This is a genomic window from Sphingomonas sp. BL-S-25 (genome assembly GCF_055521555.1).
Genome location: NZ_CM145486.1, coordinates 3,891,992 through 3,912,309 on the forward strand (window position 1 = coordinate 3,891,992; position 20,318 = coordinate 3,912,309).

A 20,318-nucleotide genomic window follows, 5' to 3' on the forward strand; every position below is an offset into this window, starting at 1 on the left:
ACGATCGCTGCTAGCTGTGACGCATGAACCCGGATGGCAGAAGCGAGAAATCGACCACACTTGCGGGAACTGGCACGCCGTCCTGGACCGAGGCTGAGCGGGTCGCGGCGTTGGACAGCTATCAGGTGCTCGATACACCGCGAGAACCCGAGTTCGACGATATCGTACGCCTTGCCGCGGAAACCTTCGATGCGCCCATAGCGGTCATCAATCTGCTTGCGAGCGAACGGCAATGGTTCAAGGCCGAACTCGGCATCGGCGAGCGCGAGCTGCCGCTCGACGTGTCGATTTGCGCGCACGCGATCCTGCAGAACAACTTCATGGTGGTTCCCGACGCACGCAAGGATCCCCGGCTGGCCGAGAACAGGTTGGTGACCGCGGAGGGTAGCCTGCGCTTCTACGCCGGGGCGTTGCTGCGCAGCGCCGCCGGCCTGCCGATCGGCACGCTGTGCGTGCTCGACCGCGCGCCCAGGCCCGAAGGCATCTCCCCGCACCAGCGCCTTGTGCTCGAGGTTCTTGCACGCCAGGTGATGACCCAGCTCGAATTACGCCGCGAGCTTGCCGAACAGGCGGAGCGCGAAGAGCATCTCGCAGAGACCGTACGCCGGCGCGCGGCGGCGGAGCGGGCGCTGGACGAAATCGAGGAACGTTATCGACTGGTCGCGCGCGCGACCAATGACGCGGTGTGGGACTGGGATCTCGCGACCAATCATGTCGTCTGGAACGAGGCACTGGAGATCAGCTTCGGCCATGCTCTGACCGCAGTCGATCCGACCGGGGACTGGTGGATTGCGCAAATCCATCCGGAGGACCGCGACCGGATCGATCGCAGCATCCATGCCGCAATCGAGGGCGCCGCCACGAGCTGGAGCGACGAGTACCGGTTCCGGCGTGCGGACGGCAGCTTCGCCAGCATCTTCGATCGCGGCCATGTCATTCGCGATCACGACGGCCGCGCGACGCGAATGATCGGCGCAATGCTGGATGTCACCGAGCGGCAGGAGAGCCGCGCGGCGTTGACGATCAGCGAGGAGCGTCTGCGACTGGCCACTCAGGCGGCCGAGATCGGCTTCTGGGATGTCGATGTCGTGAACGACGTCCTGATCTGGCCGCCGATCGTCAAACGGATGTTCGGCATCTCGGCCGAGGTGCCGGTATCGATGCAGGATTTCTACTTCGGGCTGCACCCTGACGATCGCGACGCGACCGGGACGGCGTACGCTGCCGCCTGTGACCCGGATGCGCGTGCGCTTTATGATGTCGAATATCGCACTGTCGGCAAGGAAGACGGTCTGATCCGCTGGGTCGCGGCAAAGGGCCGCGGAATCTTTGCCGAGGACGGGACATGCCTGCGCGTCGTCGGGACCGCGATCGACGTCACCAAGCGCAAGCTTGCCACCCAGGCGCTGCATGAGAGCGAGGCACGGCTGCGGTTCCTTCGTGAGCTCGACGAGGCGCTGCAGGCCGCAGACGACGCCCCGGCCGCGATGATGGCGGCGGCCAGATTGCTGGCACTCCAACTCGGCGCCTCACGCTGTGCCTATGCCGATGTCGATGCCGACAGCGACCGGTTCATCATTCGCGACGATTTTACCGCGCCGGGAATTGCGAGCTCGGCCGGAATCTACAGCCTCGACCTGTTCGGCTCGCGCGCGGTTGCCGATATGCGCGGCGGCCGCACCTTGCTGGTCCGCGATGTCGGTGCCGAGCTTGCTCCTGCCGACGGAGGCGAGATGTTCCAGTCGATCGGAATCGACGCGATCATCTGCTGTCCGCTGGTCAAGGACGATCGCCTTGTCGCCATGATGGCGGTGCATCAGGATCGTCCGCGCGATTGGCGCGAGGATGAGGTCAAGTTGGTCGAGGCCGTGGTCGAGCGGTGCTGGGCCCATGTCCAGCGGATCGGGGCCGAGGCACGCCTGCGCGAGAGCGAGGCGCGATATCGCACCTTGTTCGAAGCGGTCGATGTCGGCTTCACCATTGCCCAGATGAAGTTCGACGAGAGTGGGCGCGCGATCGATTACAATCTGATCGAGATGAACCCGGCATTCGAACGCCAGACCGGCATGGGTGGGCTGGTCGGGAAATGGGTGCGCGAGGCAGTACCCGGGCTCGAGGAACATTGGTTCGAAACCTATGGCCGGGTCGCCGCGACCGGGGAAGCGATCCGGTTCGAGAATCATGCCGAGCCGATGGGGCGGTGGTTCGACGTCCATGCCTTTCCCACCGGCGCGCCGGGCGATAACCTGGTGGCGATCCTGTTCAACGACATCACCGCGCGCAAACGCTGGGAAGAGACGCTGCGCGAACTGAACGAGAGCCTCGAGAGCCAGGTGGCCGAGCGCACCGCGGAACTGCGCCTCAGCCGTGACATCATCGAGGCGACGACCTCGCCGATCTGCGCGTTCGATACCGACTATCGGCTGATCGCCTTCAACAAGGCGCACAATGACGAGTTCAGGCGGGTCAACGGTTTCGACACGAGGATCGGCGACGTGTTTCCCGACCTGTTCATCCCCGAACAAGCTGTGACGATGCGTGCCTTGATGAGCCGAGCGCTGTCGGGCGAGCAATTCACCGTCGTCGAGGAATTTGGCCGTCCCGAATATGGCCAGCCCTGCTGGGAGATCAGCTACACGCCGCTCCGCGATGCGGACAACCGCATCATCGGCGCGTTCCATCTCGCCAACGACATATCGGATCGATTGCGCGCCGAGCAGGAACTGGCAGCTGCGCAGGAAGCGTTGCGTCAGAGCCAGAAGATGGAGGCGATGGGCAGCCTGACCGGCGGCGTCGCGCACGACTTCAACAACCTGCTGACCCCCATCATCGGCAGCCTCGACATGCTCCAGCGCAAGGGCGTGGGCGGCGAGCGCGAACAGCGGCTGATCGGCGGCGCGCTGCAGTCGGCCGAACGCGCCAAGACGCTGGTCCAGCGCCTGCTCGCCTTCGCTCGCCGCCAGCCGCTGCAAGCCCGGGCGATCGATGTCGGCGCACTTGTCCGGGGCATGGCCGATCTGGTCGCCAGCACCTCCGGTCCGCAAACCCGCGTGGTGGTCGGGATTGCCGACGATCTCCCCGCGGCGCTCGCCGACCAGAACCAGCTGGAAATGGCCATCCTCAACCTGAGCGTTAACGCGCGCGACGCGATGCCCGATGGCGGGCGGCTGAGCATCTCGGCGAGCGCAGTCGAGATCGGTCATGGCAATGCCGCCGGGCTTGAGCCGGGCCGCTACGTTAGGCTGTCGGTCGCCGACACCGGGGTCGGCATGGACGCCGAGACCATGCGGCGTGCGGTCGAGCCCTTCTACTCGACCAAGGGCATCGGGAAGGGCACCGGGCTGGGGCTCTCGATGGTCCATGGTCTCGCGGCTCAGCTTGGCGGGGCGCTGACGATCGAGAGTCGCCCGGGCCTGGGTACCGATGTCCAGTTGTGGCTGCCGACGACGGAGGAAAATGTCGCAGCGGCCGACCATGCCGAGGAAACGGTGCCGCGTTTAGGGGCGGGGGTCGCGCTGGTCGTCGACGACGAGGATGTGGTGCGCGCCAGCACCGCCGACATGCTGATCGACCTGGGCTTCGACGTGGTCGAAGCGAGATCGGGCGAACACGCGCTGCACCTGCTCGACGGCGGCCTGAGACCCGATCTGCTGGTCACCGACCACCTGATGCCCGGCAAGAACGGCACGGACCTGGCGCGCGAGGTGATCCGGCGATTGCCGGATACGCGTATCCTGATCGTATCAGGCTATGCCGAGGCCGAAGGGATCGCGCCCGACCTGCCGAGGCTGGTCAAGCCGTTCCGACAGGCCGATCTCGCCGCGAGTATCGCGAGGCAAGCTGAAGGATCGGGAGGAGCGGCGCAACAGTAGCTCCGCCGTGATGCAACGCCGTCAGGGCAGGTGATTCGGTCGGGCTGTCTGGGGTAGGGTTCGAATTCGTCTAGCGCTTGCTTGATGTTACCGAGCAGTTCCAACTCGACCTGCCTGTCCTGCCCATGAATCCCTGCACTGCTTCTACTCTAAAGCAGGCCACCTTCCCTAGCCAGAAAGGGGGGTGATCTGCATCGGATTCAAAAATGGGCCATAACTCCAAATTAAATCTGGCTCCGTCTTCAACGGGTATTTGATCATATTGGGAAAGGCCTCCTACCGTGATCGTCTTGCAGGAATCGTCCGGACACATCCGTCCTTGCACATAGACATCGCCATATTTGGCCATGGTGTCGGCCGATACCTTGTCGACGACAAGATATCCGCTTCCACCGAGACGATCGACGCTTTCTATATGCGTGCGCTTCAGATCGATGACATAGTCCGACCGGTCGCATGAAGCGGTCAGCAGGCTGGCCAATATCAACAGGTTTGAACGTGTCATCGCTGCATCGCCCGACAAGACGCGTCCGCCGTGCCGCATCGCGATCAGGCCACGGGATGGAGTGCGTCAAGGATGAGGCTCGGATCCATCTAGCCCTTGCTTGATGGTGTGGAGCAGTGCCAATTCGACCTTCCTGTCCTGCCCATGAACCCCTGCACTGCTTCTACCCTAAAACAGGCGATCTTCCCTAGCCAGAAAGGGGGGTGATCCTCATCGGATTCAAAAATAGGCCATAATTCCAAATTTAATCTGACGCCGTCCTCAACCGGTATTGGATCGTATTTGGAAAGGGATCCCACCGTAATCGTCTTGCAGGAATCGTCCGGACACATCCGCCCTAGCACATAAACATCCCCATATTTGGCCATGGTGTCGGCCGATACCTTGTCGACGACAAAGTATCCGCTTCCGCCGAGGCGTTCGACGCTTTCGATGTGCGTGCGCTTCACATCGATGACATAGTCCGACCTGTCGCATGAAGCGGTGAGCAGACCGGCACATATCATAAGGCCTACCCGCTTCATCTCGGTGCCGCCCGATAAACATTCGCAATGAGCGCTTCGGCTCCCGCAGTTGTCATCATTATTTGAAAATCTGCGTGGGCGGCGTTCGTGTCACGGATGATACGGTTTGCAAAATGTTGTATCGCCATCGGCGTCTTGCCCCAGGCATGGGCGACGGGATCGCCGGCTTGTATGCCTGGCTTGTCTGCGATCACGGTAACCCAGTGACGTGCGATGCCCTTATACGTTCCCGCACTCCAGATCAGGTAATTTGGCTGGCCCACCGGATCGATCGTTATCAGCAAATCAACGATGATGTTCTCGCCCCTTGCCCGTCGAGCCGCTGCAATAGCGTCGGAACCGCCCCAACTATGGCCGATCAAGATCACTGGCCTGCCTGCGGCGTGGGTGGCGCGGACAGCGCCCGCGACCTTGCTGTCATCCCAATGCGTATAGAAGTTTCCACCTCCCTTGCGTAACTTGATATAGGGTTCAACTTCCTCGGTGAGATCTCGCCCGAAGACCAAATATCCTTCCCCGCCGCCCCCGATGAAGATCGGCTTGTTGACGTCGGCGGTAGCTGATCCGAAGCGTCTGCCCATGCTGCCATCCTTCTGACTGTCCGACTGAAAGATTTTCGATCTGCGTCGAGAGGTGTCCCTGGAATCTGTTGATTATCGAGCTCAAGTAAAACTCGTGACCAAGAAAAAGGTTCGCATTTACTTGCGGGCTTCCGTCGGGATTCCGACAGGGAGGTCGCCGGGTATATCGGGACGCATCGCTTTTGCGCAACCGGCGCAGTTTGCCCGCTAATCGACGAAAAATGGCGCGCCCGGCTGGATTCGAACCAGCGGCCCCAAGCTTAGAAGGCTCGTGCTCTATCCAACTGAGCTACGGGCGCGCGTTGCGACCCGCCTAGCGCGGATTGCGTCGCGGGTGAACCGGGATCATACAGCTTTCTCATGAGCATTGAGGAGGGGCCTGCGCGGGCCAGCGCGCGCGAGATCGCCGGCGGTCACTTCCGCTATTATGATTTCGTGATGGCCGCATTCGTCGCCATCCTGCTGCTGTCGAACGTGATCGGCGCAGGGAAGGTGGCGCAGATCTGGCTGCCGCTCTGGGACGTCTACTGGCCGTTCGGGGCGGGCATCCTGTTCTTCCCGCTGTCCTATGTGATCGGCGACGTGCTGACCGAGGTCTATGGCTATGCCCGTGCGCGCCGGGTGATCTGGGCCGGCACGGCTGCGGTGCTGTTCATGGCGTTCATGTCCTGGGTTGTCGTTGCCCTGCCGCCTGCACCCGACTGGACCAATCAGGCGGCGTACGAGACGATCTTCGGACAGGTGCCGCGGATCGTGCTCGCGTCGGTCTGCGCCTTCTGGGCCGGGGAGTTCGTCAATTCCTATGTCATGGCGCGGATGAAGATCTGGACTGGCGGCAGGCATCTCTGGTCGCGGACGATCGGGTCGACGGTGGTGGGGCAGGGGGTGGACAGCCTGATTTTCTACCCGCTCGCCTTTCTTGGCGCAGTCGGGTGGACGAATGCGCTGGTGCTCAAGGTGCTGGTGACGCAGTGGGTGCTCAAGGTCAGCTGGGAAGTGCTGCTGACCCCCGTGACCTATCTGGTCGTCAACTGGCTGAAGCGCCGCGAGGGCGTCGACGTCTATGACGACGGGACCGATTTCACTCCCTTCCGGACGCGTGTGTGAGCAACCGAACGATCGTCTACCCACCCGCCGTCATCAAGCCGGGCACGACCCTCCTCCAGGAAAGCAAGACATGGGTGGTCGACCATGTCGGCCTCGAGAAGGATGCGCTGCACGTCTATATCGCGCTTGTCCTGCTGTTCGGGAGCGCCTGGCTGTTCCGCTGGTCGCTGCGCAGCTGGAAGCCAGCGGCTTTGGTCTTCGCGATCGCGTTTGCCGGGGAACTCTGGGACGTTCGTGACGGGCTGATGACGAGCGTGCCGCTTGAGGTCAGCCTGCCGCTCAGCTGGCATGACTTGTGGAACACGATGTTCTGGCCACTGGCGATCCTGGCGTTGGCCCGAGTTTCTCCGATATTCGGTGAGAAGCCCGACGACAAGCCGCACGACGACGGGCCTGCTAACCAGATCGGTTAGCAAATCTTCGCTGTCACGGTTCGGTCAGCGCAGCGATCTGCGTCGCCGGACCTTCGCATATTTCCCTAGCTCGGGCCCGCTGCCCTCAGGGGTGACCGGCGGGATTTGCACCCGCTTGCACCGGAACCACAAACCGGCCGCGCACTGCATTGCGTTCGGCCACACCTGAAGGCAGCGTAAAGGCTGGATTTTCGAGGATCTGGTCAGGATGGCAGGACTCGAACCTGCAACCTCCCGCTCCCAAGGCGGGCGCTCTGACTCTCTTGAGCTACACCCTGAAGACAGGCGTAGCTGTGCCGCCCGTCAATGTCGGTGGGTGGCGGGTCGCGGTCGCGAACGGAGAATCACGTCGGTCATGATGGTCGATCAATGCCCGAGTCGAAAACGATATGCAAGCCTATTTGGTAAATCGCAGATCATCGGCGCAACGATGCAGCCGGCTAAGCCTGACGACACGTCCAATCTTGCAGTGAAATTCGGTGGGCGCCGCCCGAGCGGCCGCGATCAGGCGACGGCTTCGAGCAGTCCCTCGAACAGGCGACGGCCATCGTCGCCGCCATGCGCTGCCTCGATCCGGCGTTCGGGGTGCGGCATCATGCCCAGGACATTGCCCTGCGCGTTGATGACGCCGGCGATCTGCCTGGCCGATCCGTTGACGTTTTCGGCGTAGCGGAAGGCGACGCGGCCTTCGCCCTCGATCCGGTCGAGCGTCTCGGCATCGGCGAAATAATTGCCGTCGTGATGCGCCACCGGAAGACGGATCTCTTCGCCGGCCTGATAGCCGCTGGTGAAGATCGACTGGCTGTTGTCGACGGTCAGTGCGACGTCGCGGCAGACGAAGTCGAGCCCCGAATTACGCATCAGCGCGCCGGGCAGCAGGCCGGTCTCGGTCAGGATCTGGAAGCCGTTGCAGATCCCGATGACCGGCGTCCCGCGCTCCGCCGCCGCCACCACCGCCTTCACGATCGGCGACCGTGCGGCGATCGCGCCGCAGCGCAGATAGTCGCCATAGGAGAAGCCGCCGGGCAGGGCGATCAGGCCAAGATTGTCGGGAAGGTCGCTGTCGCCGTGCCAGACCATGGCGGGCTTCGTGCCCGTCACATCTTCCAGGGCCACCGCGATATCCCGGTCGCAATTCGATCCGGGGAAGACGATGACCGCGGTCTTCACAGCTTTTCGACCCGGTAATTCTCGATCACGGTGTTCGCGAGCAGCTTGCGGCACATATCGTCCACTGCCTCGTCGCTGGTGCCGTCGGCGAGATCCAGTTCGAAGATCTTGCCGGCGCGGACATCGTCGACGCCGTCGAAGCCGAGACCGGAGAGTGCGTGCTGGATGGCCTTGCCCTGGGGGTCGAGCACGCCATTCTTGAGCGTTACGATGATGCGAAGCTTCATGCCCCGCGCCTATGGCGATCGGATCGAGTCGCCGCAATCGGAAATAGCGATACCGCTCGATTCAGCGGCGAGTCAGCGCAGCGCGCCGGCGAGCTCGGGCTGGGCAAAAAGCTGCGGACCGAGCCAGGCGGCGCCGGCGCGGGTCAGGTGCAGGCGGTCCTGGCTGATGAACTTGCGGTCGGGCGTGAACACCGGCACCCGGCCCTGCGCATCGCCGATCAGGCCCAGGATGCTGACATAATGGCCGGGCGGCAGGCTGCGCCTCAGCGCCGAATCGATTGCCCGCACCTCCGGGTCGGGCAGCGCGCGATAGGCGTAGCGGATCGTCGGGGCGAGCCGCATGACGGCATCGTTGTTCCAGCCGAACGATTTGGGGCCGACGACCACGACCGGCGCGCTGCTGTTCGCCTGGAGCAGCTTTGCCAGCGCCGCGATGCAGGGAGCGTCGCCCGGCTCATAGCGGCGGGTCAGGATGATGAGATCAGCCCGGGCCAGGATCGTGCGAAGTTGGCGCCCCACCCGGTTGTGGCAGGCACGGACGCGGGTCAGGCGGATCGCTGCAGGATCGAACACGCCCGCGGCCAGGCCCATATTGACGACGTCGCGCGCGAAGCTGTCGCCCAGGATCAGCACGCGAGCCCTGGCGCCGCGATGCTCGGGCAGGGTGGCACCAAGATAGCGTTCGGGCTCGAGATTATAGGCGATGTTGGCGTGGCCCAGCGCGCCGGGATCGTCGCGGCTGAGTTCGGGCCAGTTGCGGTAGAAGCCCGATGTCGCGTGGAAGAGCAGCCCGATCGCGATGGCGGCGAGCGTTGCGATGCCGGTCGCCATCAGTGTCGATCGAGTGGATATCTTCGCCGCGTTCCGGAAAGGCTGTTCGACCCACGCCCAGCAGGCCCAGGATAGCAAGGCGATCGGGACGATCAGCGCGCCGAGTAGTGCCGGCGAGGGTGGTTCCAGGCTGGCGATCCGCGCGAAGGCGAACACCGGATAGTGGATCAGATAAAGGCTGAAGCTGATCAGGCCGAGGGCCGCCAGGGGGCGCGCGCCAAGCGTGCGGCCAAGGTTATTGCCGCCATGGGCAAAGATCAGGACCGCCGCCGTGCCCAGCACGGGGATCAGAGTGGGTGCGGCGGGGAGCCCCATCGCCTCGGTGAAGAGGAACAGCGGCGCGCAGGCTGCGAAGACGCCCAGCGTGGCGGGCAGCGCATGGAGCCGCTCCGGCACCCTGGCCCGAAGCGCGGACGTGGCAAATGCGGCCAGCGCACCGACGCCCAATTCCCAGGCGCGGGTCGGCAGGAGGAAGAAATTCTGAACCGGCTCGGTCCGCGCCAGAACGAGGCACAGCAGGAAGCTCAGCGCTGTTGCCAGGGCGGTCGCAGCCGTGATGCCGCGCGTGCGGCCGATCCGCCAGCCTGCCCAGAGCAGGAGCGGCACAGCGAGGTAGAATTGCTCCTCGACGCCAAGGCTCCAGCTGTGTGCCAGCGGCTTGAACGCGATCGCGGGCTCGAAATAGCCGCTGGTCTCGATCAGCAGCATGTTGTTGGCGAACAGCGCAGTCGCGACGAGCGACTGACCGAAATTCTCCAGCCCGTCGGGCAGCATCAGCCACCAGGCGAAGGGGACGCAGATCAGGCTGACCGCCAGAAGCGCGGGGAGGATCCGCCGGATGCGGCGAAGATAAAAGCGGCGAAACGAAAAATCGCCTGCTTCCAGATCCTTGTGGATGTTTGCCGAGATCAGATAGCCACTGATCACGAAGAAGATGTCGACACCGAGAAAGCCGCCCGGGATGAAGGCGAAGCCGGCGTGATACAGGATCACGCCGGCAACGGCGATCGCTCGCAGTCCGTCAATCTCGGGCCGATAGGTCAGATGGCGCGCGGCGCCCCCTGCGGCGCGCATCGGCGCTTACTTGCCGCGGCGCTTCCGGTGGCTTTCCAGGTCGAGCACGGCCGAGTCGTCCCCTTCCGGAAACAGCCCGAGACGACGGGCCACTTCCTGATAGGCCTCGACTTCGCCGCCCAGGTCGCGGCGGAACCGGTCCTTGTCCAGCTTCTCGCCCGAGGCGATGTCCCACAGGCGGCAGCCGTCCGGGCTGATCTCGTCCGCCAGAATGATGCGGGGATAGTCATTGTCCCAGATGCGACCGAATTCGAGCTTGAAATCGACCAGTTTGATACCGATGCCGGCGAACAGGCCCGACATGAAGTCGTTAACCCGGATCGCCATGTCGGCCATGTCATGCAGTTCTTCCTGCGTCGCCCAGCCAAAGGCGAGGATATGCTCGTCGGTGACCATCGGGTCGCCGAGCGCATCATCCTTGTAATAATATTCGACGACCGTGCGGGGAAGCGGCGTGCCTTCCTCGATCCCGAGACGCTTCGACAGCGATCCGGCGACGACGTTGCGCACCACGACCTCGATCGGGACGATCTCGACCTGGCGGATCAACTGCTCGCGCATGTTGAGGCGGCGGATGAAGTGAGTCGGGATGCCGATCGTGCCGAGCATCGTGAAGATATGCTCGCTGATCCGGTTGTTCAGCACGCCCTTGCCATTGATCGTGCCCTTTTTCTGGGCGTTGAAGGCGGTTGCGTCGTCCTTGAAATACTGGATCAGCGTGCCGGGCTCAGGACCCTCGTACAGGATCTTGGCCTTGCCTTCGTAGATTTGCCGGCGGCGTGCCATGTCGGCGGATACCCCTGAAATGCATCGCCCCGGCGGCGCGGGTCACCGCGTGGCTGCAGGGGCCGTGGAAAGGCTGCGCCTATACCGAAACGCCTGCCATGGCGCAATCGAGCATCGTGGGGACGGACAGGGGGATTCCGACGTGCTCACCGGCTGATGTGGAAGCGTGCACCCGGGCGTGGCGCGTGAGGTTCGGTGATGTGGGCGCGCGAATGCCTGATCGAGCCCTGCCAGTCGGGCATGAGGAGAGTTGATCTCTGCGTGCCAGCCACTGGGACGGTCAGTCGTGGCGCGTAGTATCGATCAATCGGACTTGTGAATGTGCGGGCGGCTTTCAGGCCCACCGCCCGCACGCACCGGCTCGCGGGGTACTATCGCGTGCCGGCGATGGCGATCGGGCGCGGCTTGGCCTGTGCGACCAGCCGTTCGCGCGTCGGTGCTGCCTGTCGAAGGGCAGTGGCGACGCAGGCGCGAATGCGGCGGGCGGTGGCAGCGTCGGTATAGCCCGGATTCGGGCAGGCGGCCGCGGCGGCGCGGCGCATCCGGCGGTCGAGTTCGTCCCGGCCGCGGGCCGTTGAGAGGTCGAGGTCATGATGGGCCACCCGCACGACCCGGGTGTCGGAGGACTGTGGCGCAGGCACGGTTGCGATTAGGATGAGTGAGGCGAGGGTCAGCATCTTGGGTCTCCAGCTTCCGGTTGATGCCTTTCGGCGACCCGCCTCATTTGCGCCTGAAGAAACGCTGGCGCCAACAAATGGTTGGACAGGATCTGCAAGTCAGGCTTATCGTTTGGCAATGCGCCGCCTTCCGCCCCTTGCCGCCGTCCGCGTGTTCGAGGCGGCGGCGCGTCACGGCAATTTCACCCGCGCGGCCGAGGAACTGGGGATGACCCAGGCGGCGGTCAGCTATCAGATGAAGCTGCTCGAGGAGCGTCTCGGCGCCCCGCTGTTCGCGCGTAGCGGGCGCGGCATCGCGCTGACCGATCATGGCCGGCGGATCGCGCCGCAGGTCAGCGCTGCCTTCGACGCGATGGGCGAAGCGTTCGGATCGGTTCGGGCCGAGAGCGAGGCAGTGCTGACCGTCAGTGCGCCACAGACGCTGGCGACCAACTGGCTGGCCGGGCGGCTGGGCGGATTCCAGGTGTCGCGGCCAGGGCTGGCGGTGCGGCTGAATGTCGGCGATGCGATCGTCGACATGGCCGCGGGTGACGCCGATGTCGCGATCCGCGGCGCGCCGGGACCGTGGCCGGGGCTGGTCTCGCACTTCCTGATGCGGATGCCGGTGACGCCGCTCGCCAGCCCGCTGCTGCTCGACAGGCATCCACCGGTGCGCACGCCGCAGGACCTGTTTCGCCTGCCGCTTCTGTCACCCGAGGATGATTGGTGGAGCCTGTGGTTCGACTCCGCCGCGGCGGGCGAAATCGAGGGAACTGCGCATCCCGGCATCCGGTTCGAATCGCAGATCCTGGACGGCAACGCGGCGATCGCCGGGCACGGCGTCGCGATCCTGAGCCCGCCGATGTGGCAATCGGCGCTCGCATCGGGCCAACTGGTCCAGCCGCTCCCGCATTTCGTAAGCTATCGCAACGGATTCTGGCTGGTCCATACCGAGGCGAAGCGAAACCTGCCCAAGGTGCGGGCCTTTCGCGACTGGATCCTGGAGGAGGTTAAGGCGACGTTGGGCGACGATCCGTTCGGCGCGCTGGTGCCGGTTCGCAACGAGGATTGAAGCGCGTTGCCGGCCGCCATCGTGAAAAATCCTCGGCCCAGCCTCGCCACCCGCATGAACGGTTGCTAGAGACGAGAACAGAATGGCACTCGACACCGATCTTCCCGAACCCGACGGCTCGTCCGATGTCCCCTTCGATAGCGCGCTTTCCGAGCGTTATCTCGTCTACGCCATGTCGACGATCACGGCGCGATCGCTGCCGGACGTTCGCGATGGGTTGAAGCCGGTTCATCGCCGCCTGCTGTGGGCGATGCGGCTGCTGCGGCTGGACCCGAGCCAAGGGTACAAGAAGTGCGCCCGCGTCGTCGGCGACGTTATCGGCAAATATCACCCGCATGGCGACGCATCGGTCTATGACGCGATGGTCCGCCTCGCCCAGACCTTCTCGCTGCGCTACCCGCTGGTCGACGGGCAGGGGAATTTCGGCAATATCGACGGCGATAACGCCGCGGCCTATCGCTATACCGAGGCCCGGCTGACGCAGGTCGCGATCGACCTGATGGAGGGGCTGGACGAGAATTCGGTCGACTTCCGCGCCACCTATAATGGCGAGGACGAGGAGCCCGAGCTGTTCCCCGGGCCGTTCCCCAATCTGCTGGCCAATGGCGCGCAGGGCATCGCCGTGGGCATGGCGACGAGCATTCCGCCGCACAATGCGGCCGAACTGCTCGATGCGGCCACCGCGCTGATCGACAACCCGCAGGCGAACGTCCTCGAGTTCGTGAAGGGGCCCGACTTCCCGACCGGCGGTATCGTCGTCGATAGCCCGGCCGCCATTGCCGAGAGCTATGACACCGGACGCGGCAGTTTCCGCGTGCGTGCCCGGATCGAAAAGGTGATCGAGAAGGGCGGCGGCTGGCACCTGGTTGTGTCCGAGATCCCGTACGGCGTCGCCAAGGGCAAGCTGATCGAGGGGATCGCCGATCTCATCAACGAGAAGAAGCTGCCGATCCTGGGCGACGTCCGGGACGAATCCGCCGAGGACATCCGCATCGTGCTGGAGCCGCGCAGCCGCACGGTCGATGCCGAAACGCTGATCGAGAGCCTGTACCGGCTGTCGGACCTCGAATCGCGAGTCCCGCTCAATCTCAACGTGCTCGACAAGGCGCGGACCCCACGGGTGATGAGCCTGCGCGATGCGATCGCCGCCTGGGTCGAGCATCAGTTCGTCGTCCTGCGGCGCCGCGCCGAGCATCGGCTGAACAAGATCGCCGACCGGCTCGAACTGGTCGGCGGCTATATCATCGCCTTCCTCAATCTCGACCGGGTGATCGAGATCATCCGTACCGAGGACGAGCCCAAGCCGGTGATGATTGCCGAGTTCGAACTGACCGACCGTCAGGCCGAGGCGATCCTGAACATGCGGCTGCGGAGCCTGCGCCGGCTCGAGGAGATGGAGCTGAAGCGTGAGCGCGACGCGTTGCTGAAGGAGCAGGGCGAGCTTCAGCAATTGCTGGGTTCCGACGCGCGGCAGCGCACCCGGCTCAAGCGCGATTTTGGCAAGATGCGCGACCGTTATGGTCCAGAGACACTGCTGGGCAAGCGCCGCACCTCGGTGATCGAGGCCGCGCCGGCGCGCGACATCCCGCTGGAGGCGATGATCGAACGCGAGCCGATCACCGTCATCCTGTCCGCGCGCGGCTGGATCCGCGCGATGAAGGGGCATGTCGAACAGCTGAGCGGCGAGGCGCTGAAGTTCAAGGAAGGCGATGGGCCGTTCCTCGCCTTCCATGCGCAGACGACGGACAAGCTTCTGCTCGCGGCCGATAATGGCCGCTTCTACACGCTGGGCGCCGACAAGCTGCCGGGCGGACGCGGGTTCGGTGAGCCGCTGCGGCTGATGATCGACCTCGACGGCGACCGACAGGTGCTGGCGCTGCTTCCGGCCAATTCCGCCAGCCGGCTGCTGGTCGCGGCCAGCGACGGCCGCGGCTTTATCGTCAAGACCGAGGATGTGCTGGCCGAGACGCGCAAGGGAAAGCAGGTGGTCACGCCGCGCACCGGCGCGCAGTTGCGGATCGTCCGTCCGATACCGCAGGAGGACGATAGCGTCGCGGTGATCGGCGATAATCGGAAGATGCTGGTCTATCCTCTGTCGGAGGTTGCCGAACTGGCGCGCGGGCAGGGCGTACAATTGCAGCGTTACCGGGATGGCGGGCTGTCGGATGTGCGCACTTTCCGAATGGCGGATGGCCTCAGCTGGGCGATGGGTGGCGAGACGGGCCGCGTCCGGACGGAGACCGATCTGACGCCGTGGCGCGCTGCGCGCGGTGCCGCCGGCCGGATGCCGCCGACCGGGTTCCCGCGGGACAATAAATTCTGATCGGTCAAGAATGGCGCTTTACGCCGGGGAACTTTAGCGCCGCTTAACTAATCGGCGTTAGCCCATCCTCGTGATGGTACCGCTAACGCTCACTCGCGAAGCGATGTCGATCCGGCCCGATGGACCGGCGGCGCCGGCCGCGTGCAGCCAGAGCGAAGCGGTCGCGATGCTCGATTTGATGCCGATCCCGGCGGCGGTCATCGTGCAGCAGCGCGGCGAGTTCGCCTTCCCCGCCGTCAATCGTCGCTTCGTTGAGGCGGGATTCGGCTGTGTCGCCGCCGAGTCGCCCGTCGCACGGCTGCTGGGGCCGGCGCTCAGAGACTTCTTCGCGTCCGACCTTTGCCACGCCGAGAGCATGTGGCGGTTCGGCGACGAGATCGACTGCCGCTACTTTCGCGTCAGTTTCGCACGGCGGTCCGGTGTGCCGGGTGTCGACAGGGCGCTGGTGACGCTGATCGACCAGACAGCGGAACAGCGGACCGAGCAAAGCCTGCGCCGCGAGATGATGACCGACAGCCTGACCGGTCTCGCCAATCGTGTCGGCTTCAGCGATGCGCTTGAGCGGTTGGTGCCGCCGGAGCGTGCGGCCAGCTACGCCGTGCTCGTGGTCAATCTGGATCGCTTCAGCCGGGTGAACGCATCGATGGGCGGTCTCGCCGGCGATGAACTGCTGATCTCGGTAGCGCGGCGCCTGAAGGGACTGTTGCGCGCTGGGGACGTGCTGGCGCGACTGAATGGCGACGAGTTCGCGGTGCTGATGCTGGCGGACGGCGGGATTGACGATGCGCGTCAGGTCGGCAGGCGCATCCGTACGGCATTGTCCGTGCCCTTTCGCTTGTCGGGATTCGAAGTCCGAGTCGATTGCGCGATCGGGATCGCCTTGGGATCCGACCGTCATGACGACTGCGAGGATCTGGTACGCAATGCCCAGATCGCCCTGAAGCGATCGCGACAGTCGGGGCGGGTCGAAACCTATCACGCCAGCGCATCGCAACTTGCGCGAGCGCGATTCGGGCTGGAAACCCGCCTGCGACAGGCAATCGAAACGGACGCATTGACGCTCCATTTCCAGCCCGTCTGCGAGTTCGCCAGTGGCCGGATTGTGTCGTTCGAGGCGCTGGCGCGGTGGACCGGCGATGACGGCGTCTGCCTGTCGCCGGACCAGTTCATCCCGGTCGCCGAGGAGTCGGGACTGATCGTCCCGTTGGGACGCTGGGCGACGGACGAGGCGGCGCGGACCCTCGCCAGCTGGAACGCGGCCGCAGGCACGAAATGCGATGTGCGGGTCTCGGTGAACCTGTCCGCGATCCAGCTTCAGCGTGATGACGTGCCCTCGATGGTCGGCGCGGCGCTTGAGCGGCATGCGGTGCCGTCGGACCAATTGACGCTCGAACTGACCGAAAGCGCTATCGGCATCGATCCCGATCATGTCGCGCGGGTCATGATCGCACTCAAGGAGATGGGCGCGACGCTGGCCATGGACGATTTCGGCACCGGCTATTCCAACCTAGCCCATCTTCAGAAGCTGCCGATTGATCTCCTCAAGATCGATCGCAGCTTCGTGTCAGGCATGGTCGCAGACCGGGACAAGGTTGCGATCGTTCGCGCGATCCTCAGTCTTGCGTCGGCGCTTGGCATGACGACGATCGCCGAGGGCGTCGAGACGGTCGATCTGGCGCAGCGGCTGGCGGCGCTGGGCTGCACACAGGGGCAGGGCTATCTGTTCGGCCGTCCGATATCTGGTGATCAAGCCTATCGACTGCTGGTCGAGCGCAATAGCTGATCCGTGAGTTGATCGACCCGCGACGCATCGGGAAAATCCTCGGCAACCCATAGATCCTCGACCTGCCGCATCAGTCGTGCGACCTCCGGGCCGGCCTTGATTCCCCGGCCGACAATCGAACCGCCCGACAGCGGGAAGCTCGGAGGCTCCCAGTCGCAGATCAATGTCACCTCGTCGATCGGTCGATCGGAGAGCAGCAGCTGATCGATCGCGCTGTCGACTCCCACGCGATAGGCGAGGGGTTTCGCCGGGTGGGCGGGCGCGGCCACTGCGGTTGTCAGCCGGCGCTTTTGGGCGTTGGATAGCTTGAGCCTCGCGCCGATCTGCTCGGCCACGGTCGCCTCGGCGGGAATCAGCGCCGCCAGCCTGCGAATGGCATGTGGTGCAATTCCCGACTGCTGCTCCCGCTCGGCCAGCCGTTCTAGCCTGGCTGCTCCGGCGGCATCGATTTCCGGCAGCACGGAGTCGAAGATGCGGCGCTCGACCATCAGCGCCACAACACGCACCGCGTCTCGCGCGACGAGAAGCTTCAGCAACTCGTCCGCAATGCGTTCTCGGCTGAGCGCCATGAGGTCGCGGGCGCGGTGGGTGCATGCCTCGAGCCCCGCCGCGTCCGGCGTGTCGCCGAACCGCGCAAGGAAACGGAAGAAGCGCAGGATCCGCAGGTGGTCCTCGGCAATACGCTGCAGCGGATCGCCAATGAAGCGCACGCGTCGTGCGTCGAGATCGTCCAGGCCGCCGAAATAGTCATGAATCTCGCCGGTCGCCGGATCGGCGTAGAGCGCGTTGATCGTGAAGTCGCGCCGCGCTGCATCTTCGCGCCAGTCATCGGTAAAGGCGACCGTGGCGCGCCGCCCATCGGTCGAGACGTCGCGGCGAAGCGTCGTGACCTCCACCGGTCCGCTTTCCAGCACCGCGGTGACGGTTCCGTGGTCGATTCCCGTTGGAACGACCCGAATATCGGCCGCCTTCAGCCGGCGCATGACCTCGTCCGGCGAGTGCGGCGTGGCAATGTCGATATCGGCGGCGGGGATGCCCAGCAATGCGTCGCGCACCGCACCGCCGACGAAGCGCGCTTCGCCCAGCACGGAGGCAAGCTCGTCAAGGCCGGCGCGGTCGCGCCAGTCGGTTGCGGGAAGGATCATGCTGCCCACCGGAGCCGGCGGGACAGATTGACGATCATCGCCGCGGTTGCCCCCCAGATGCGATGGCCCTGCCAGTTCATTTCGTAATAGCGTCGTTCCTGGCCGGCATAGACGGCGCGGCCCTCCTTATGATTGCTCTCGTCGAACAGGAAGCCGAGCGGGACCTCGAACAGCTCGGCGACCTCCGCTTCCGATGGCACAAGGGGCAGGTCGGGTGCGATTACGCCGACCACGGGGGTGACGCTGTATCCCGTGATGGTTCGATACAAGTCGGCCGTGCCGATCACGTCGACGCGGGAGCGGGGGAGGGCGATTTCTTCCTCCGCCTCACGCAGGGCCGCGGCGACGGGACCGCCATCCTCGGGGTCGATCCGCCCGCCGGGAAAGGCCACCTGACCGGCGTGACGCCGCAACGTCTCGGTTCGGCGAGTGAGGATGATGCCGGGATCGGACCGGTCGGTCACCGCGACGAGTACCGCCGCCGCGCTCGTCACCGCGTCGGGATCGAAATCGTGATGATCGCCGGTCAGCAGAATCGGCTCGTGCGGCGCCTCCAGAGCGTCGCGCAGCCTGGCGGAGAGCGTCACTGCGCACCCTCCGGCTCTTCCGCGATGAACGGAAAGAAGCTGCCATTGCTCCAGAGCCCGGGCGGCTCGCTGCCGTTCGAAAGCGCGATCTGCGCCAGTTCGTAATACACCGTGCGGGTAACCAGCGCCTCGAGTCCGCGGCGAACGTGCAGATAGGGCCGCGAGCCTTCGAAGCGCAGTTCGTGCCCCGGACCAGCGGTGACCAGTTCGTCGGTGTTGAGCCGGAAGGCAAGCCGCATGTCGCGACCCGCGCCTTCGGCCTTGAGCTCGACCGCCTGGAACGGCGCGTCCTCGACCTCAATGTCGAGCTTCTCGACCGGAGTGACCAGGACGAAGGACCCGTCGGGTTCGCGGCGCAATATGGTCGAGAACAGCTTCACCATGGCTGCGCGGCCGATCGGGGAGCCCTGATGATACCAGGTGCCATCCCGCGCGATCCGCATGTCGCTGTGCCCGCAATGGGTCGGATTCCATTTCTCCACGGGCGGCAGCTTCTGCTCGGCAACGAGCCGGGCAATCTCCGCCAGCGAAAGGGTGGCGAAATCCGGTGGAGGAGGTGTGGGCATGCGCCGTCGTTAGGCGAGGCCGAACGACAGCGCAAACCGTGTCAGGCGGGCTGAAGCACACGTGGGCCGAGTTCGCCGGCACAATCCGGAACTTCATCGCCCAGCGCCAGCAGCCGGCGCGCCTCGACGGGGCCGGGCGCGCGCCAGCGACCGGTCCGGTCGGCGGTAAAGCCGAAGAAGCGGCCATAATATTCAGGATCGCCGATCAGCATGAGAGCTGCCGCGCCGTCGATATGGCTTGACGAGGCTGCTTCCAGCGCGCGCGCCATCAGGGTCCGCCCGATGCCGTCGCGCTGTGCGGAAGGTTCGACCGCGACCGGTCCGACCATGATGAGCGGGGCCGAGTCCCCCCGATCGCAGCGCAGCAGGAGCGGCCAGCATTGGATCGTGCCCAGCAGGGTGCCATCCGCCTCGACCGCCGCGAAGCTGAGCGCTTCGATCGCGGTGGTTCCCGACCGGATGCGATAGGCGGTTCGCGCGCGTCGGTCTGCCCCGAAAGCCTTGTCGAGCAGTGCGTCGACGGCCTGAGGAGAAACCTGGGCAAGCGGAACCAGTGCGATCACTTCGAATAATCCTCCGACATTCTCCGGCAGTTGAGCCGGGGCGGCGCGCTTTAGACCCGCACGCGGTTGACGCAAGCTGAATCGTCTTTGCGTCAGGCCTGCTTCTGCTATGGGCGCGGGCCAGTCTTCCAAGGACAGCCGCGTGAACGATCTTCTACAGCTCGAGGTGCACGACCTCGAAGTCCAGGTGCTGACCGGAATCTATTCCGAAGAGACGCATCTCCCACAACCTCTCCGGATCTCGATGACGGTCGATCTCGCAATTCCCGAGCATTTCCTGCCAGACACGCCGCTCAGCGCGTCGAAAAGCTATATCGACCTAAAGCACGCGGCGACCACGGCGCTTCCCCAGGGGGTTCATTTCACGCTGATCGAGGGCGTGGCGGACCATATCTGCGAGACGCTGTTCGTATCGGACGAGCGGGTGAAGCGCGTTCAGGTCAAGATCGTGAAGCTTGCCATTTCGGAGAATGGCGAAGCCATCGGCATCACCCTGGTTCGTCACCGCCGCTAACATCTGAACCCCGCGACGT

Annotated in this window: 18 protein-coding genes, 2 tRNA genes and 1 pseudogene; 8 read left to right on the top strand and 13 right to left on the bottom strand. The window is 64.7% G+C overall.

Annotated elements, in window-relative coordinates:
* Nucleotides 1-23: 23 nt before the first annotated feature.
* Together ACZ1H8_RS18830 and ACZ1H8_RS18835 are read left to right on the top strand one after the other, a co-directional pair.
* Nucleotides 24-1,829 (top strand): annotated as a pseudogene (locus ACZ1H8_RS18830) (PAS domain-containing protein); the annotation flags it as partial.
* Complete coding sequence (locus ACZ1H8_RS18835) at nt 1,806-3,872, top strand: ATP-binding protein (RefSeq protein ID WP_465181422.1); 2,067 nt, start codon at nt 1,806-1,808, stop codon at nt 3,870-3,872. The pseudogene ACZ1H8_RS18830 and the gene ACZ1H8_RS18835, both read left to right, overlap by 24 nt.
* Nucleotides 3,873-3,942: 70 nt before the next feature.
* On the opposite strand, the gene ACZ1H8_RS18840 is transcribed toward ACZ1H8_RS18835, so the two are convergent.
* The 3 genes from ACZ1H8_RS18840 to ACZ1H8_RS18850 all read right to left on the bottom strand — a co-directional run bounded on the left by ACZ1H8_RS18840 (nt 3,943) and on the right by ACZ1H8_RS18850 (nt 5,781).
* Nucleotides 3,943-4,377, bottom strand: coding sequence for a hypothetical protein (locus ACZ1H8_RS18840; protein ID WP_465178755.1), 435 nt, complete (start codon nt 4,375-4,377; stop codon nt 3,943-3,945).
* Between the two features lie 520 nt (nt 4,378-4,897).
* Nucleotides 4,898-5,482 (bottom strand): alpha/beta hydrolase, encoded by a 585-nt coding sequence (locus tag ACZ1H8_RS18845; protein WP_465178757.1) that lies wholly within the window; start codon nt 5,480-5,482, stop codon nt 4,898-4,900.
* A 222-nt stretch (nt 5,483-5,704) separates the two neighbouring features.
* A tRNA-Arg gene (locus ACZ1H8_RS18850) sits at nt 5,705-5,781 on the bottom strand.
* Nucleotides 5,782-5,842: 61 nt separating this feature from the next.
* On the opposite strand from ACZ1H8_RS18850, the gene ACZ1H8_RS18855 reads away from it, so the two are divergent.
* Both ACZ1H8_RS18855 and ACZ1H8_RS18860 read left to right on the top strand, forming a co-directional pair.
* Nucleotides 5,843-6,589 carry a queuosine precursor transporter gene (locus ACZ1H8_RS18855; RefSeq protein WP_465178759.1) on the top strand — a complete coding sequence of 249 codons (747 nt, stop codon included), beginning with the start codon at nt 5,843-5,845 and terminating at the stop codon, nt 6,587-6,589.
* Nucleotides 6,586-7,002 (top strand): hypothetical protein, encoded by a 417-nt coding sequence (locus ACZ1H8_RS18860; protein ID WP_465178761.1) that lies wholly within the window; start codon nt 6,586-6,588, stop codon nt 7,000-7,002. Before ACZ1H8_RS18855 ends, ACZ1H8_RS18860 begins: the two co-directional genes overlap by 4 nt.
* A gap of 200 nt (nt 7,003-7,202) precedes the next feature.
* On the opposite strand, the gene ACZ1H8_RS18865 is transcribed toward ACZ1H8_RS18860, so the two are convergent.
* The 6 genes from ACZ1H8_RS18865 to ACZ1H8_RS18890 all read right to left on the bottom strand — a co-directional run bounded on the left by ACZ1H8_RS18865 (nt 7,203) and on the right by ACZ1H8_RS18890 (nt 11,731).
* A tRNA-Pro gene (locus tag ACZ1H8_RS18865) sits at nt 7,203-7,280 on the bottom strand.
* 226 nt (nt 7,281-7,506) lie between these two features.
* On the bottom strand, nt 7,507-8,172 hold the full coding sequence (gene purQ / locus ACZ1H8_RS18870; RefSeq protein WP_465178762.1) for a phosphoribosylformylglycinamidine synthase subunit PurQ: 666 nt from the start codon (nt 8,170-8,172) through the stop codon (nt 7,507-7,509).
* On the bottom strand, nt 8,169-8,399 hold the full coding sequence (gene purS / locus ACZ1H8_RS18875; protein WP_346245476.1) for a phosphoribosylformylglycinamidine synthase subunit PurS: 231 nt from the start codon (nt 8,397-8,399) through the stop codon (nt 8,169-8,171). The genes purQ and purS overlap by 4 nt, the downstream gene beginning before the upstream one ends.
* Nucleotides 8,400-8,471: 72 nt before the next feature.
* Nucleotides 8,472-10,304, bottom strand: coding sequence for an acyltransferase family protein (locus ACZ1H8_RS18880; RefSeq protein ID WP_465178763.1), 1,833 nt, complete (start codon nt 10,302-10,304; stop codon nt 8,472-8,474).
* A 6-nt stretch (nt 10,305-10,310) separates the two neighbouring features.
* Nucleotides 10,311-11,090, bottom strand: coding sequence for a phosphoribosylaminoimidazolesuccinocarboxamide synthase (gene purC / locus ACZ1H8_RS18885; protein ID WP_465178764.1), 780 nt, complete (start codon nt 11,088-11,090; stop codon nt 10,311-10,313).
* A 371-nt stretch (nt 11,091-11,461) separates the two neighbouring features.
* Nucleotides 11,462-11,731 carry a UrcA family protein gene (locus tag ACZ1H8_RS18890; RefSeq protein ID WP_465178766.1) on the bottom strand — a complete coding sequence of 90 codons (270 nt, stop codon included), beginning with the start codon at nt 11,729-11,731 and terminating at the stop codon, nt 11,462-11,464.
* A 154-nt stretch (nt 11,732-11,885) separates the two neighbouring features.
* On the opposite strand from ACZ1H8_RS18890, the gene ACZ1H8_RS18895 reads away from it, so the two are divergent.
* From ACZ1H8_RS18895 to ACZ1H8_RS18905, 3 genes are all read left to right on the top strand, one after another.
* Nucleotides 11,886-12,818, top strand: coding sequence for a LysR substrate-binding domain-containing protein (locus ACZ1H8_RS18895; protein ID WP_465178768.1), 933 nt, complete (start codon nt 11,886-11,888; stop codon nt 12,816-12,818).
* A gap of 82 nt (nt 12,819-12,900) precedes the next feature.
* The gene (gene parC / locus ACZ1H8_RS18900; RefSeq protein WP_465178770.1) at nt 12,901-15,141 is read left to right on the top strand and encodes a DNA topoisomerase IV subunit A; all 2,241 of its coding nucleotides are present in this window, start codon (nt 12,901-12,903) and stop codon (nt 15,139-15,141) included.
* Nucleotides 15,142-15,214: 73 nt separating this feature from the next.
* Nucleotides 15,215-16,924: a putative bifunctional diguanylate cyclase/phosphodiesterase gene (locus ACZ1H8_RS18905; RefSeq protein WP_465181423.1), complete on the top strand. Its 1,710-nt coding sequence runs from the start codon at nt 15,215-15,217 to the stop codon at nt 16,922-16,924.
* Here the strand turns inward: ACZ1H8_RS18905 and ACZ1H8_RS18910 are convergent.
* From ACZ1H8_RS18910 to ACZ1H8_RS18925, 4 genes are read right to left on the bottom strand one after another with little or no spacing between them, the layout of a single operon-like run.
* On the bottom strand, nt 16,894-18,069 hold the full coding sequence (locus ACZ1H8_RS18910) for a CCA tRNA nucleotidyltransferase (protein ID WP_465178771.1): 1,176 nt from the start codon (nt 18,067-18,069) through the stop codon (nt 16,894-16,896). The two genes, ACZ1H8_RS18905 and ACZ1H8_RS18910, sit on opposite strands and share 31 nt — an antisense overlap.
* Complete coding sequence (locus ACZ1H8_RS18915; protein ID WP_465178772.1) at nt 18,066-18,656, bottom strand: CoA pyrophosphatase; 591 nt, start codon at nt 18,654-18,656, stop codon at nt 18,066-18,068. Before ACZ1H8_RS18915 ends, ACZ1H8_RS18910 begins: the two co-directional genes overlap by 4 nt.
* A complete protein-coding gene (locus tag ACZ1H8_RS18920; RefSeq protein ID WP_465178773.1) occupies nt 18,653-19,222 on the bottom strand; it encodes a DUF1285 domain-containing protein in 570 nt (189 codons plus the stop codon). The genes ACZ1H8_RS18915 and ACZ1H8_RS18920 overlap by 4 nt, the downstream gene beginning before the upstream one ends.
* A gap of 41 nt (nt 19,223-19,263) precedes the next feature.
* Nucleotides 19,264-19,785, bottom strand: a complete 522-nt coding sequence (locus tag ACZ1H8_RS18925) for a GNAT family N-acetyltransferase (RefSeq protein WP_465178774.1) — start codon at nt 19,783-19,785, stop codon at nt 19,264-19,266.
* Nucleotides 19,786-19,927: 142 nt separating this feature from the next.
* On the opposite strand from ACZ1H8_RS18925, the gene ACZ1H8_RS18930 reads away from it, so the two are divergent.
* On the top strand, nt 19,928-20,299 hold the full coding sequence (locus ACZ1H8_RS18930) for a dihydroneopterin aldolase (RefSeq protein WP_465178775.1): 372 nt from the start codon (nt 19,928-19,930) through the stop codon (nt 20,297-20,299).
* Nucleotides 20,300-20,318 lie beyond the last annotated feature (19 nt).

Bases quoted from the DNA above. Each gene is read 5' to 3' on its own strand.
- ACZ1H8_RS18835 (WP_465181422.1), top strand. From the start codon at position 1,806: ATGGCGGTGCATCAGGATCGTCCGCGCGATTGGCGCGAGGATGAGGTC.
- ACZ1H8_RS18840 (WP_465178755.1), bottom strand. From the start codon at position 4,377: ATGACACGTTCAAACCTGTTGATATTGGCCAGCCTGCTGACCGCTTCA.
- ACZ1H8_RS18845 (WP_465178757.1), bottom strand. From the start codon at position 5,482: ATGGGCAGACGCTTCGGATCAGCTACCGCCGACGTCAACAAGCCGATC.
- ACZ1H8_RS18855 (WP_465178759.1), top strand. From the start codon at position 5,843: ATGAGCATTGAGGAGGGGCCTGCGCGGGCCAGCGCGCGCGAGATCGCC.
- purS (WP_346245476.1), bottom strand. From the start codon at position 8,399: ATGAAGCTTCGCATCATCGTAACGCTCAAGAATGGCGTGCTCGACCCC.
- ACZ1H8_RS18880 (WP_465178763.1), bottom strand. From the start codon at position 10,304: ATGCGCGCCGCAGGGGGCGCCGCGCGCCATCTGACCTATCGGCCCGAG.
- purC (WP_465178764.1), bottom strand. From the start codon at position 11,090: ATGGCACGCCGCCGGCAAATCTACGAAGGCAAGGCCAAGATCCTGTAC.
- ACZ1H8_RS18895 (WP_465178768.1), top strand. From the start codon at position 11,886: ATGCGCCGCCTTCCGCCCCTTGCCGCCGTCCGCGTGTTCGAGGCGGCG.
- parC (WP_465178770.1), top strand. From the start codon at position 12,901: ATGGCACTCGACACCGATCTTCCCGAACCCGACGGCTCGTCCGATGTC.
- ACZ1H8_RS18905 (WP_465181423.1), top strand. From the start codon at position 15,215: ATGGTACCGCTAACGCTCACTCGCGAAGCGATGTCGATCCGGCCCGAT.
- ACZ1H8_RS18910 (WP_465178771.1), bottom strand. From the start codon at position 18,069: ATGATCCTTCCCGCAACCGACTGGCGCGACCGCGCCGGCCTTGACGAG.
- ACZ1H8_RS18920 (WP_465178773.1), bottom strand. From the start codon at position 19,222: ATGCCCACACCTCCTCCACCGGATTTCGCCACCCTTTCGCTGGCGGAG.